This is a genomic window from Clostridium lamae, assembly GCF_033043255.1.
Classification (GTDB): domain Bacteria; phylum Bacillota; class Clostridia; order Clostridiales; family Clostridiaceae; genus Clostridium; species Clostridium lamae.
Map to the genome: position 1 here is coordinate 16,953 of NZ_JASCQJ010000044.1, position 11,927 is coordinate 28,879.

14 protein-coding genes and 1 tRNA gene are annotated in these 11,927 nt (G+C 28.1%); 4 read left to right on the forward strand and 11 right to left on the reverse strand.

All coding sequences use genetic code 11. The features are described from left to right. Positions 1-150 precede the first annotated feature (150 nt). Together QK892_RS15615 and QK892_RS15620 are read right to left on the reverse strand one after the other, a co-directional pair. A complete protein-coding gene (locus QK892_RS15615) occupies positions 151-2,586 on the reverse strand; it encodes an ATP-dependent Clp protease ATP-binding subunit (protein WP_317274482.1) in 2,436 nt (811 codons plus the stop codon). Between the two features lie 64 nt (positions 2,587-2,650). Then, positions 2,651-3,106, reverse strand: a complete 456-nt coding sequence (locus QK892_RS15620) for a CtsR family transcriptional regulator (protein ID WP_317274483.1) — start codon at positions 3,104-3,106, stop codon at positions 2,651-2,653. Between the two features lie 147 nt (positions 3,107-3,253). Between QK892_RS15620 and QK892_RS15625 the strand changes: the two genes are divergently transcribed. Beyond that, positions 3,254-3,910 carry an MBL fold metallo-hydrolase gene (locus QK892_RS15625; RefSeq protein WP_317274484.1) on the forward strand — a complete coding sequence of 219 codons (657 nt, stop codon included), beginning with the start codon at positions 3,254-3,256 and terminating at the stop codon, positions 3,908-3,910. A 17-nt stretch (positions 3,911-3,927) separates the two neighbouring features. Here QK892_RS15625 and QK892_RS15630 read toward each other — a convergent pair whose 3' ends face one another. From QK892_RS15630 to QK892_RS15660, 7 genes are all read right to left on the reverse strand, one after another. Continuing rightward, a complete protein-coding gene (locus tag QK892_RS15630; RefSeq protein ID WP_317274485.1) occupies positions 3,928-4,098 on the reverse strand; it encodes a 4Fe-4S binding protein in 171 nt (56 codons plus the stop codon). Positions 4,099-4,196: 98 nt separating this feature from the next. After that, positions 4,197-4,400, reverse strand: a complete 204-nt coding sequence (locus QK892_RS15635) for a heavy-metal-associated domain-containing protein (protein ID WP_317274486.1) — start codon at positions 4,398-4,400, stop codon at positions 4,197-4,199. 13 nt (positions 4,401-4,413) lie between these two features. Further along, a complete protein-coding gene (locus QK892_RS15640; protein ID WP_317274487.1) occupies positions 4,414-5,319 on the reverse strand; it encodes a PSP1 domain-containing protein in 906 nt (301 codons plus the stop codon). Between the two features lie 2 nt (positions 5,320-5,321). After that, positions 5,322-6,257 carry a DNA polymerase III subunit delta' gene (locus QK892_RS15645; RefSeq protein ID WP_317274488.1) on the reverse strand — a complete coding sequence of 312 codons (936 nt, stop codon included), beginning with the start codon at positions 6,255-6,257 and terminating at the stop codon, positions 5,322-5,324. A 14-nt stretch (positions 6,258-6,271) separates the two neighbouring features. Further along, on the reverse strand, positions 6,272-6,601 hold the full coding sequence (locus tag QK892_RS15650) for a cyclic-di-AMP receptor (protein WP_317274489.1): 330 nt from the start codon (positions 6,599-6,601) through the stop codon (positions 6,272-6,274). A 90-nt stretch (positions 6,602-6,691) separates the two neighbouring features. Then, on the reverse strand, positions 6,692-7,321 hold the full coding sequence (tmk, locus tag QK892_RS15655) for a dTMP kinase (protein ID WP_317274490.1): 630 nt from the start codon (positions 7,319-7,321) through the stop codon (positions 6,692-6,694). A 10-nt stretch (positions 7,322-7,331) separates the two neighbouring features. Beyond that, complete coding sequence (locus QK892_RS15660; RefSeq protein ID WP_317274491.1) at positions 7,332-7,547, reverse strand: sigma factor G inhibitor Gin; 216 nt, start codon at positions 7,545-7,547, stop codon at positions 7,332-7,334. Between the two features lie 144 nt (positions 7,548-7,691). On the opposite strand from QK892_RS15660, the gene QK892_RS15665 reads away from it, so the two are divergent. Continuing rightward, positions 7,692-8,843: a zinc-binding metallopeptidase family protein gene (locus QK892_RS15665; RefSeq protein ID WP_317274492.1), complete on the forward strand. Its 1,152-nt coding sequence runs from the start codon at positions 7,692-7,694 to the stop codon at positions 8,841-8,843. A 19-nt stretch (positions 8,844-8,862) separates the two neighbouring features. Here QK892_RS15665 and QK892_RS15670 read toward each other — a convergent pair whose 3' ends face one another. After that, positions 8,863-9,381, reverse strand: coding sequence for a hypothetical protein (locus QK892_RS15670; RefSeq protein ID WP_317274493.1), 519 nt, complete (start codon positions 9,379-9,381; stop codon positions 8,863-8,865). 276 nt (positions 9,382-9,657) lie between these two features. Here QK892_RS15670 and QK892_RS15675 point away from each other — a divergent pair, with 276 nt between their 5' ends. Both QK892_RS15675 and QK892_RS15680 read left to right on the forward strand, forming a co-directional pair. Then, a complete protein-coding gene (locus tag QK892_RS15675) occupies positions 9,658-10,605 on the forward strand; it encodes a magnesium transporter CorA family protein (RefSeq protein ID WP_317274494.1) in 948 nt (315 codons plus the stop codon). A gap of 208 nt (positions 10,606-10,813) precedes the next feature. Beyond that, the gene (locus tag QK892_RS15680) at positions 10,814-11,740 is read left to right on the forward strand and encodes a S66 peptidase family protein (RefSeq protein ID WP_317274495.1); all 927 of its coding nucleotides are present in this window, start codon (positions 10,814-10,816) and stop codon (positions 11,738-11,740) included. Between the two features lie 34 nt (positions 11,741-11,774). Here QK892_RS15680 and QK892_RS15685 read toward each other — a convergent pair. Continuing rightward, positions 11,775-11,849 (reverse strand) — tRNA-Cys (locus tag QK892_RS15685). Positions 11,850-11,927 lie beyond the last annotated feature (78 nt).

Sequence of the window (11,927 nt, forward strand, 5' to 3'; positions counted from 1 at the left end):
ATGCTTCTAAATTTCAAAATGCAACTTTTTTTTAGGTAATAATTCTTATTAATATTATTTTCTTTACTCCTATTTATTATAGACTATTAAAAAAATATTATTATATTAAACAAAAGGAAGATCCCCCCCAAAAGAAAACCTTCCTTTATATTATGAGATATGCTTAAAATAAAGTTCATCTCCATTACAATAAACTTCTAGTTTATCTCCACCTTTGATGTATCCCTTTAGCATTTCATCACTTAATTTATCTTCTAATTCCTTAGCTATTATTCTTCTTAATGGCCTCGCTCCATAATTTATGTCTATTCCTTTATTAGCCAAAAACTTCTTACTTTCTTCATTTAAATTAATTGTTATTTTTCTTTCCTTAAGTTTATTTATAGTATTATTTAACATCAGGTTAACTATCTTCATTACATCATTATCCATTAATTTGTGGAATACTATAACTTCATCTACCCTATTAAGAAACTCTGGCTTAAATTGCTTTTTAACTTCTTCCATTATACTTTTTTTCATATTTTCATATTCATTGCTTTCATAATTTTTCTGACTTATAAAACCAACTGAACTTTGTTTTTTAATATCATGAGCCCCCACATTAGAAGTCATTATTATTATTGTATTTTTGAAATTTACAGCTCTTCCCTTACTATCAGTTAGCTTTCCATCTTCCATTATTTGCAATAAAATATTAAATACATCTTGATGTGCCTTTTCTATTTCATCCAATAAAATAACAGAATATGGGTTTCTCCTTACAGCTTCTGTTAATTGTCCGCCTTCTTCATATCCAACATATCCTGGTGGCGCTCCTATAAGCCTTGATACAGAATGCTTTTCCATATATTCTGACATATCAATTCTTATTAAATTTTTTCTATCTCCAAACATAACTTCAGCCAAAGTGTTTGAAAGTTCTGTTTTCCCAACACCTGTTGGTCCACAGAAGATAAATGACCCAATTGGCCTATTAGGATCTTTTAGGCCAACCCTAGCTCTTCTTACAGCTTTTGAAACTGCAGTTACTGCTTCTGTTTGACCGATAACTCTTTCCTGAAGAACATCTTCAAGCTTTAAAAGTCTTTCTGATTCTTCTTCAGTTAATTTTTCTAAAGGTATTTTAGACCATATGGATACAACTTTTGCTATTTGTGTTCTATTCACAACATTACTAAAATCAGTATTATTGTAGTTAATAGTCAATACACTTAGTTTATTTTTTAGTTGCTTCTCCTCATCTCTCAAATACGCTGCTTTCTCAAAGCTTTGACTTCTAATTGCACTTTCCTTATCTCTTGAAACCATATCTAAATTTTTTCTTAAATCTCCTATTTCTGGAGGAGAAGCAAGATTTTCTATTCTAACTTTCGCAGATGCTTCATCAATTAAGTCAATGGCTTTATCTGGCATAAATCTATCACATATATATCTATCTGATAATTCTACAGCAGCCTCTAAAGCTTCATCCTCAATTTTTACCATATGATGAAGCTCATATCTTTCTCTAAGACCCCTTAGAATTTCAAGGGTTTCTTCTTTGGAAGGTTCATCTATCGTTACAGGCTGAAATCTTCTTTCTAGAGCTGAATCCTTCTCAATATATTTTCTATATTCATCAATAGTTGTTGCTCCAATGCACTTTATTTCTCCTCTAGCTAATGCTGGTTTTAAAATATTTGCTGCATCAATAGCACCTTCTGCTCCTCCTGCCCCAACTATTGTGTGTATCTCATCTATAAAAATTATCACATCTTTAGAATTTATAATTTCATCCATAACTTTCTTTAGTCTATCTTCAAACTCTCCTCTATATTTAGCTCCAGCTATCATAGCTGTTAAATCTAAGGATATTATAGATTTATCTTTTAATGTATCTGGGACTCTTCCATCAATTATCATTTGAGCTAATCCTTCTACAACAGCAGTTTTTCCGACTCCTGGTTCTCCTATTAAGCATGGATTATTTTTATTTCTTCTACATAATATCTCAAGTATTCTCTTATTTTCATTATTTCTTCCTATAACCGGGTCAATTTTTCCGTCTCTAGCTAAAGTTGTTAAATTCTTACCATATTGATTTAACATCGGAGTCTTAATTATGCCCTTCTTTTTATCATCTGTATGTTTTACATCATTTAAATCACTTTTATTAATATAATTTATTAATTCATTTTTCATTGATTTTAAGTCTACTTTTAAATTTGAAACTATAGTATAAGCTATACTTTCAATATCATCTAATATTGCTAGTAATATGTGTTCAGGATTTATATAATTTTGATTATAAATCATCGCCTTAGATAGACTATCATCAAAAATCCTTTTTGTCCTAGGATTTAAAAGCATTTCTCCTATTGATATATCTACATCCCCAAATCCTAAGTATTCTTCTATTAAATTTCTAACTTTATCTATTGTAATTCCACTAATATATAAAACTCTATTAGCAAAACCACCTTCCTTTAATATGCCTAAAAGAATATGCTCCGTTCCTATATACCCATGCTTAAAATACTGTGATTCCTTTTGAGCTTCTACAAGTACTAATTGTGCTCTTTCTGTAAATTTACCAAAAACCATAAATACCTCCATACCCTATTGCTAAATTACAACTCACAGACAAACTATAGATATATAACATACTTTATGATAATACAACTGCTAAGATTCCTTTTAACATATCTGCTCTTAACTTATTTTTATCTTCAACAGATGCTAAGGTCCTATCATTTAAAGATATCTTTATAATCTCAAATTCTTTATTCGAAATAGCTTTAGTATCCTTTAAATGATCTAAAATAGATAAAGCATTTCCATAAGTTATGCTTTCACCTATTGAATTATTAATTAAATTTAATCTTTCAGATTTATCATCGTATGTTATTTTTCTAATAACTATATAGCCTCCCCCGCCCCTTCTACTCTCTATTATATATCCCTTTTCATAAGTAAATCTTGTTGTTAAAACATAATTTATTTGTGAGGGTGCACAGGAAAATTTATCTGCTAATTCATTTCTCTGAATTAAAACTTGCCTTTCTCTTTCTTCATTTAAGAGATCTTTTATAAAATTTTCTATTGTATCTGAAATTCTTGCCATAAATTCACCTTCTTAAACTTAATTTTTAATTTAGACCTTCTTTGACTTTGATTATATATTATAAGTCTTAATATGTCCAATATTAAATTTTAATATAGAATGAATTATATACTTCCATTTGTTTAAACTATAAATGAGGTGATTAATATGGAAATCAAGTGGATTGGCCATTCTAGTTTTTTAATAAAAAATAGTTTTGGGAAAAAAATTCTGATTGATCCAATACAAATACATCCCTATATACAAAAGTATGATTTAAAACCAGATATAATTACTTTTAGTCACTCTCATAATAATGAATTTATTAATGAATATATTTATAATAATTATAAAATTATTAATTCTGCCACTCACTTTGAAAATGATCATTTCATTATCGAAGGTTTTCAAAGTTACAAGGATGATTTTTCTGGTTTTAAAAGAGGTGATAATATTATTTATCTTTATGAAATTGATGGATTCAAATTATGTCACCTAGGCTCTTTAGGTCATTTACTAGATAGAAACTTAATAGATAAATTAAGTAATTTAGATTTTTTATTCATTCCGATTGGAGGTCATTTTTGTCTAGATGGGTATTTAGCTTCAAAGATTGCTACAACTCTAAAACCTAGATATATTATTCCAATGTGTTTTAAAACTTCATCAGAATATTTTTATTTAGATGGCCCATTAAAATTCTTATCTTCTTTAAAAAATATAATTTCTTATGATACTAATACCTTATATACCGATGACTTACCAACTAATAATAATTCAACTGTAATACTTTTAAAGGAAAATAATAAAGAACCGCTAGTTTAGCGGTTCTTTATGTAAAATTATGCTTGTACTGGAGCTCCTACTGGACAAACATTTGCACAGTTTCCACAATCTATACAAACATCCTCATCAATGATAAATTGAGTATCTCCTTGACTTATAGCATCAACTGGACATTCTGCAGCGCATGCACCACAGTTTATACATGAATCTTCTATTTTGAATGCCATAATCAGCACCTCCTAATATTATGAATTTATTTCCCCTCTATTTTAACACATAGATAAGGATTTTTAAAGACTTCTAAATAATTTAAGTTTATTATATTTTAAATCACACTATATCCGAGTTCTTCGACAGATGTTACTATTTTATCTAAAGCTATTGTTTTATCATCATAAACAAGACTAACTTCCTTTTTGCCTAAATTTACTTCACAAGCAATAACTCCTTCATTCTGAGCTATAACATCTTTAATACTAATCACATCTTCATTTGTGTTAAGATTAGATATCTTTAGTAGCGATTTCATTTAATCCCCCCCTTTAATTTTCTTTTATAAGATCTTTTATTAACTTTTTATCTTCAGGTGACTCTATTTCAAGCTTAATATCTGATTCATCTACAGAATCCTCATATCCGCCCTCTACAAGTTCTACATCCTCTATTTTAAATTCTTCTATTATTTCTTCGTCTCCACGTTTATATTTAACTTTTACACTTTCTTTAACAGTGTTATTACTAACGACTTCCCCATTAGACTCGCCAATATTTACAATAGAGCCTGCCTTTGGTAATCTCTTTCTTATATCTTCATAGGTACTTTGCTCATAGTTTAAACAACACATAAGTCTTCCACATATACCAGATATCTTTGTCGGATTTAAAGATAAATTTTGTTCCTTTGCCATCTTTATTGATACTGATGCGAAGTCTCCAAGGAATGTTGAACAACACAATGGTCTACCACACGGACCTAATCCGCCTAGCATCTTAGCTTCATCTCTAACACCTATCTGTCTAAGTTCTATTCTTGTTTTAAAGATAGTTGCTAAATCTTTAACCAGTTCTCTGAAATCAACTCTTCCATCTGCAGTAAAGTAAAATATAACTTTATTATTATCAAAAGTATATTCTACATCTATTAATTTCATATTTAATCCATGTTCTTCTATTTTTTTTAAACATATAGCCAAGGCATCTTTTTCTTTTACCTTATTTTCATTATGTTTATTAACATCCTCTTCTTCTGCAACTCTAATGACACTCTTTAAAGGAGCCACTATATCTGATTCAGGAATTTCTTTAACTCCTATAACACATTCCCCAAATTCTATTCCTCTTGCTGTCTCTACAACAACAAAGTCACCTCTTTTTACATTTAATCCATTTGGATCAAAATAATATATTTTACCGGCTTTTTTAAATCTAACGCCAATTACTTTTATCATTGTTAAACCTCCATAAAACCTATAAGCATAACTCTAATAGTTAATTGAAAATTAGAATTGCTTTGCAAAGATCTTCTAGCTTCTCCTATTTTATCAATGATATTATTAAGTCTCTTATAGGACATTTCAATAGCTATTTTTTTTATACTTTCAATTTTATCCCCATTTATCAGTCCTGTATAATCATTAATTTCCTTATATATTATTATATCTCTTATAAAGGAGGCTAAAATATTTAATATATCTTCCCTTTTATCCTTATAGGATACTAGACTATTTTCAAATTCTAAAAGTTCTCTAGTATTGCCCTTAGTTAAAAGAAATAATAAATCATTTACAGTATTTCTCAAATCTTTCAATGAAGAGTCCCTTAAGAAAGCTTCTGCTTTCCCAGGTATCCCTTCACTATAGGCAACGGCAGCGTTAACTTCATCTTGGCTAAAGCCATCATCATTTATACTATCTATATAAAGTCTAATTTCCTCTTTAGTTAATGGAGCTAACTTGTAAATTTGGCATCTTGATTTTATAGTATCTAATATAAGTTCTAGACTTTCGCATAATAATATTATAAAAACTCCCTTTGGGGGCTCTTCTATGGTCTTTAACAGAGCATTTTGTGCTTGCACTGTTAACTTGTTTCCATCATAAATTATAATAACTTTTTTATCTCCCTCAAATGGTTTTTTATTTATTTCTTCAACAATTTCCCTGATATCATCTACACCAAATGAAGATTTTTTGCATCTATAGCTTATAATATCTATATAGTCTTTTTCTTCAAATTTACCTAATATATCTCTAGCAAATTTATTTGCTAGGTTACTTTTTCCAATACCATTTTCTCCAACAATTATATGTGCATGGGAAATCTCATCTAAGTCTATTCTTTTTTTAAAACTATCTATTATATTCTTATGTCCTATAATCTCTCCCATTACACCCTCCTATTTTAAACTTTAATAAATTGATCAACATCTATTACAAATATTGTTGCTCCCCCAACTTCAACTTCAATTGGATAAGACATGTACATATCAATATTTCCTGTTATAGGAGTTGGAGTCGTAATAATTTGCTTTCTAGTTTTACAAATATCTTCTACAACATCTATAACTGTTTGAACTTTATCTACTTCTACACCTATCATTAAAGTTGTATTACCAGCTTTTAAGAACCCTCCTGTTGATGCTAGTTTAGTTACTCTAAATCCAGCCTCAGTGATTGCGTCAATTAAATCTAGTGCATCATCATCTTGTACCATAGCTATTACTAATTTCATATTGACCCCTCCTAAAAATAAATAATCCCCTTATTAACATTTTATCACAAAAGCTGTATAAATTGAGTAAAATTTTATTATATATATTTTTTATTCTATGAAACTCATTATTATATCTTTAGTTTCATTAAAAACTTCATCTATTGACTTTTCTGCATTAACTACTGCAAACTGATTTTTATTACTTTCTACCAATCTATAGTACCCTTCTCTTACCCTATTATGAAAATCTAATTTTTCAAGGTCTAGTCTATTGACTTCTCTATCCTTATTTTTTTCTATTCTAGATAAGCCTACTTCTGGAGATATATCAAAAAGTATATTTAAGTCTGGCATATATTCACCTATTGCAAATTTATTTATTTGAAATATTTCCTCAACTGGTATTTGTCTTGCATATCCTTGATATGCCAATGAAGAATAAATAAATCTATCACATAAGACTATTTTTCCTTTTTCTAATTCTGGAATGACTCTTTCTACCAAATGCTGTCTTCTTGCTGCTGCATATAATAAGGCTTCTGTTTTTCTATCCATATTAGTATTTTCTGTATCTAATATTATGCTTCTGATATCCTCTGAAATTTTAATTCCACCAGGTTCTCTAGTTTTAATACACTCTATTCCGCTTTTTACTAAAAAATCATATATTCTATCTAATGTCGTGCTTTTACCAGAACCATCTCCACCTTCGAATACTATAAATTTTCCTCTGTTCATTTTAATTACCTCATGCTATTAAATTATATTTACTTAAAAGCCATGTTTTAATTCTTTCCTTATAAAAATCATATTCTATATCATTGATGTTTATGTTAGAAATTATATCGTAGCATTCATGACAAAATAAGCTTCTATTTATAATTATATCATCTATATATATTCCTTTACTACAAACGACACATTTATTTTTATCATTATCTATTGTCTTATTTTCTAATTTCATCCTTTATCACCCCCTCTTAAATTCATATTATTAATTCTCACCTTCTATATCGCTTTTTATACTTTACATAAAAACTCATATTTTATAAATAATTATTGAAGTTTATGGGAAAGTTAAAGTTATGATAATTTGGGAGGAATAAAAATGAAACAAGAAATGATTAGCTACATAGAAAAGAATAAGGATGCTTTAAAAGAATTAAATAAATTTTTATATGATAATCCTGAGAAAAGCTATAATGAATTTAATTCATATAATTATATTTGTAATATGTTAAAAAATTATAATTTCGAAGTAGAAGAAAACTTCCTAGAATTAAAAACATCATTTCGTGCTTCTAAAGGGAATGGTAGTCCTAGAATTTGTTTTCTATGTGAATATGATGCTATCCCTAATGATGGACATATAACTGGACATAATCTATTAACTACAACTTCAGTTGCTGCAGCATTAGCATTAAGCTCTATAATTGAAAAGGTCGGTGGTTCTGTTACTATTATAGGTTGCCCTGGAGAATATCTTGGCGGAACTAAATCAGTAATGGTTAAACAAGGTGTTTTTGAAGAAATAGATGTAGTATTAATTGCTCATCCTGATGTTGTTACTTCAGAAAGTGGTAGTTCTTCTGCAATTATTCCACTAAGTATAAAATTCATTGGGCATAGTGGCCTTAGCTTTTTGAATAAAGGTACGTATACTTCATTAGATGGTGTACTTCTAACTTTTAATATATTAAATTCTTTATTAAAAGGATTTCCAGATGATGTTGAAGTAAATTCTATACTTTCAAACGGAGGCTTTACCCCACTTCTATTACCAATCGAATCAGAAGCTAAATTTTATATAAGAGCACCTGAAATGGATATTGCTAGAATAGTGGAAAATAAGCTAAGAGAAATTGCTATTTACGTGTCTAAACTTATAAGAGTACAAAATTCAATTTCATTATATGAGCCTGAAAATGAAGAGCTTATAACAAATAGAGCTTTAAACAGATTATTTAGTCATAATTTAAAAGAGACTGGAATTATTAATATTGATGGACCTAGAGATATCTACTCTGGCTTAAGTTTAGGAGTAGTAAGTAAGACTGTTCCTTGTATCCAACCATTCTTTTCAATAATAGAGGATTCAAGTACACGATATGGAACAAAAGATTTTGCTAAAGCCACAATTTCAGATTATGCTTTTAATGAAGCTCTGAAATCAGCTTTAGCCTTGGCTTTTACAGGCTATGATATCATATCAAAAGAAAATCTTCTATCTGAAGTTAAAAATGAATTCTATAAAAAATAGGCTCTATATAGAGCCTATTTTACACTGTTTCTTTCTTAATTAATTTACATTTTAATTCACCATGTTTAATTATCTTACTTATAAAATTATCACTTGGTTGAAATTTAACTTTTTCTATTTTATCTCCATTTCTATAAACGCAATAATAAGATTTCGTTACTATTCTATTGCATAAATAACTTCTTGTTCTTTTACTACTTTGATATTCTTTAGGCATATCCGATTTTTCCCCTATAAAAAGGACATCAGATATTCTTATACTTTCTAAATTCTTTTCTTCTTTATTTTTTATTAGATTAATAATAAGCTTGTCTGCAATTACTGCATGCTTATAAGAAACAGAGAGGTTTCTCATTTCTCTTGTTATTAAGACTAGTGCAATAACCATTAATGCAACATTAAAAGTATAACCAATTAAATGTTGATTATATTTCGATCTTTCCACAGCTTCAATTACATATAGTATCGCTGTTATCAAAAATAAAATCATTGCTATAACAGGTATCCTTCTTTTTACAACAACTTCTCTATGCATCATTTCCTCATTTATCCCCCATTATGCTGTTACTTCATTGTAACAATAACATTCAGATTATACTAGTTATTATTATTTTTTACCATATCTATATTTTATTAATAATCTTTATATTTCTAGAATTAATAATATTAATAGGCTTTAGTTCATTCAAGTTCAATATTTCTATAAATAGCTTTAATTCTCTCTAATATTTATGAATTAAATTACTTAATATTATTACAAAATCAATTATAAATAGTATAATTATATTGGATATATACTTAAGGAGGTTTAATAATGATACAAATATTTAAGAGCATTAGTGAAAATAATCCTTCACTAAAAGTTTTAGACAATTTAGAACCAGGATGCTGGATAAATATAGTTGCACCATCAGATGAAGAACTTATTTTAATTTCTAAAAAAACTGGTGTACCTCTTTCTTTTTTAAAAGCTCCTTTAGATGATGAGGAAACCTCTCGTATAGATATAGAAGATAATTGTCTGTTAGTAATAGTCGATATACCTTTTACTGAGATGGAGGATAATTCATTGACTTATGATACATATCCTTTAGCAATTATTCATACAGATAAGCAAATTATTACTGTTTGCCTGAAGAATAGCAGAATATTAACAGATTTTATAAATGGTAAAATTAAGTCTTTCTTTTCATTTAAAAAATCTAGATTTATACTACAAATACTAAGTAGAATATCAAATGCATACTTAGTATATTTACGACAAATTGATAAAAAGAGTTTGATGATAGAAAAAAGATTACATAAATCAATGAAAAATAGAGAATTAATTCAACTACATTCTTTGGAAAAATCTTTAGTTTATTTTTCTACTTCACTTAAAGCAAATGAAATAACATTAGAAAAAATGTTAAAGTTAGATTTAATGCAGAAGTATGAAGAAGATCAAGATGTTTTAGAAGATGTAATAATAGAAAATAAACAGGCTATTGAGATGACTGAAATATATAGTAATATACTTGCTAGTACAATGGATTTCTTCGCCTCAGTTATTTCCAATAACTTAAATATAGTGATGAAGGTTTTGGCATCAGTTACAATTCTAATGGCTATACCTACAGTTATTGGCGGTATTTTTGGAATGAACTTTACTAGAATGCCTCTTATTAATAATGAATATGGTTTCGAGATAACTTTAATTTTAACTTTGATTTTAACTTTCGGAACTGCTTACTTACTATATAAAAAAGATATGTTTTCATAAAAATTAGGATATATATTATTTCAATATCAAAAATAATATATATCCTAATTTTTTATTAATCACTTCTATGTATATTTATTTATCTAGTCTAATTCAACCCTACTCTTCAATATCTACTATTATTTATTCATTTATTATTATATGAGTACACAATTATTATCATAATAATATATTAATATATAAATATTATTAAAGTAGGTGCATCTCTTTGTTTAAAACTAAACTTAAAGTACTAACTAAACTTCCTACAATAGGAATTGTAGCTCCAGCATCTCCAGAATCTAAAGAATATATAGATGAAAAAATCTCTATATTTAAAGAATTAGGTTTTAAAATAAAGAAAGGTGAACATTTATATGATAACCTTGGATACTTAGCAGGCAATGATAAAGATAGAGCATCAGACTTAAATTCTATGTTTAAAGATAAAGAAATTAGCGCAATTATCTGTTTAAGAGGTGGTTATGGATCTATTAGAATGGCTCCTTATCTAGATTTAAAAACTATAAAAAGTAATCCTAAACCATTCTTTGGATATAGTGATATAACATTATTACTTAATTATATCTATAAAAGATGTAACTTCCCTACCTTTCATGGTCCTATGATAACTTCTAATTTTAATGATATTGCTACTAAAGAATATTTTTTAAAGATAATCAATCATGATACTACTAAAGTCATTTATGATTTAAATGATATATGTCATTCAGACTATTTGATTTGGAATAATAAAGATTTCAGTGGAAACATAGTTGGAGGGAATCTATCTCTTATCTGTTCTACTATCGGAACTCCTTATGAAATAGAATTTAATAATAATATATTACTTGTTGAAGATGTGAATGAAAGTCCTTATTCTGTGGATAGAATGCTTTCTCAATTGATTTCTTGTGGAAAACTAAAAAAAACTTCTGGAATCCTTATAGGAAACTTTACTAATTGTACTAGTTCAGATAAAAATTTAAATGTAGAAGATATTATAAAAGAGAGGCTTATTCCATTAGGCATTCCTATTCTTTGTGGATTAAATATTGGACATGACTATCCTAATATAACGATCCCTATAGGTAGTAAATTTAAATTTTCTTCTAAAGAAAATTTACTTATTCAAAAAGAAATTATTTTTAAGTAAAAAAAAACTACAAGAAATCTTGTAGTTTTTTACTTGGAGGCGCCACCCGGATTTGAACCGGGGAATAAAGGTTTTGCAGACCTCTGCCTTACCACTTGGCTATAGCGCCATACCTGGTGGCTCGACCAGGAATCGAACCAGGGACACGAGGATTTTCAGTCCTCTGCTCTACCGACTGAGCTATCGA

Coding starts and splice junctions, on each gene's coding strand:
- QK892_RS15615 (WP_317274482.1), bottom strand. CDS start 2,586: ATGGTTTTTGGTAAATTTACAGAAAGAGCACAATTAGTACTTGTAGAA.
- QK892_RS15620 (WP_317274483.1), bottom strand. CDS start 3,106: ATGGCAAGAATTTCAGATACAATAGAAAATTTTATAAAAGATCTCTTA.
- QK892_RS15625 (WP_317274484.1), top strand. CDS start 3,254: ATGGAAATCAAGTGGATTGGCCATTCTAGTTTTTTAATAAAAAATAGT.
- QK892_RS15630 (WP_317274485.1), bottom strand. CDS start 4,098: ATGGCATTCAAAATAGAAGATTCATGTATAAACTGTGGTGCATGCGCT.
- QK892_RS15635 (WP_317274486.1), bottom strand. CDS start 4,400: ATGAAATCGCTACTAAAGATATCTAATCTTAACACAAATGAAGATGTG.
- QK892_RS15640 (WP_317274487.1), bottom strand. CDS start 5,319: ATGATAAAAGTAATTGGCGTTAGATTTAAAAAAGCCGGTAAAATATAT.
- QK892_RS15645 (WP_317274488.1), bottom strand. CDS start 6,257: ATGGGAGAGATTATAGGACATAAGAATATAATAGATAGTTTTAAAAAA.
- QK892_RS15650 (WP_317274489.1), bottom strand. CDS start 6,601: ATGAAATTAGTAATAGCTATGGTACAAGATGATGATGCACTAGATTTA.
- tmk (WP_317274490.1), bottom strand. CDS start 7,321: ATGAACAGAGGAAAATTTATAGTATTCGAAGGTGGAGATGGTTCTGGT.
- QK892_RS15660 (WP_317274491.1), bottom strand. CDS start 7,547: ATGAAATTAGAAAATAAGACAATAGATAATGATAAAAATAAATGTGTC.
- QK892_RS15665 (WP_317274492.1), top strand. CDS start 7,692: ATGAAACAAGAAATGATTAGCTACATAGAAAAGAATAAGGATGCTTTA.
- QK892_RS15670 (WP_317274493.1), bottom strand. CDS start 9,381: ATGATGCATAGAGAAGTTGTTGTAAAAAGAAGGATACCTGTTATAGCA.
- QK892_RS15675 (WP_317274494.1), top strand. CDS start 9,658: ATGATACAAATATTTAAGAGCATTAGTGAAAATAATCCTTCACTAAAA.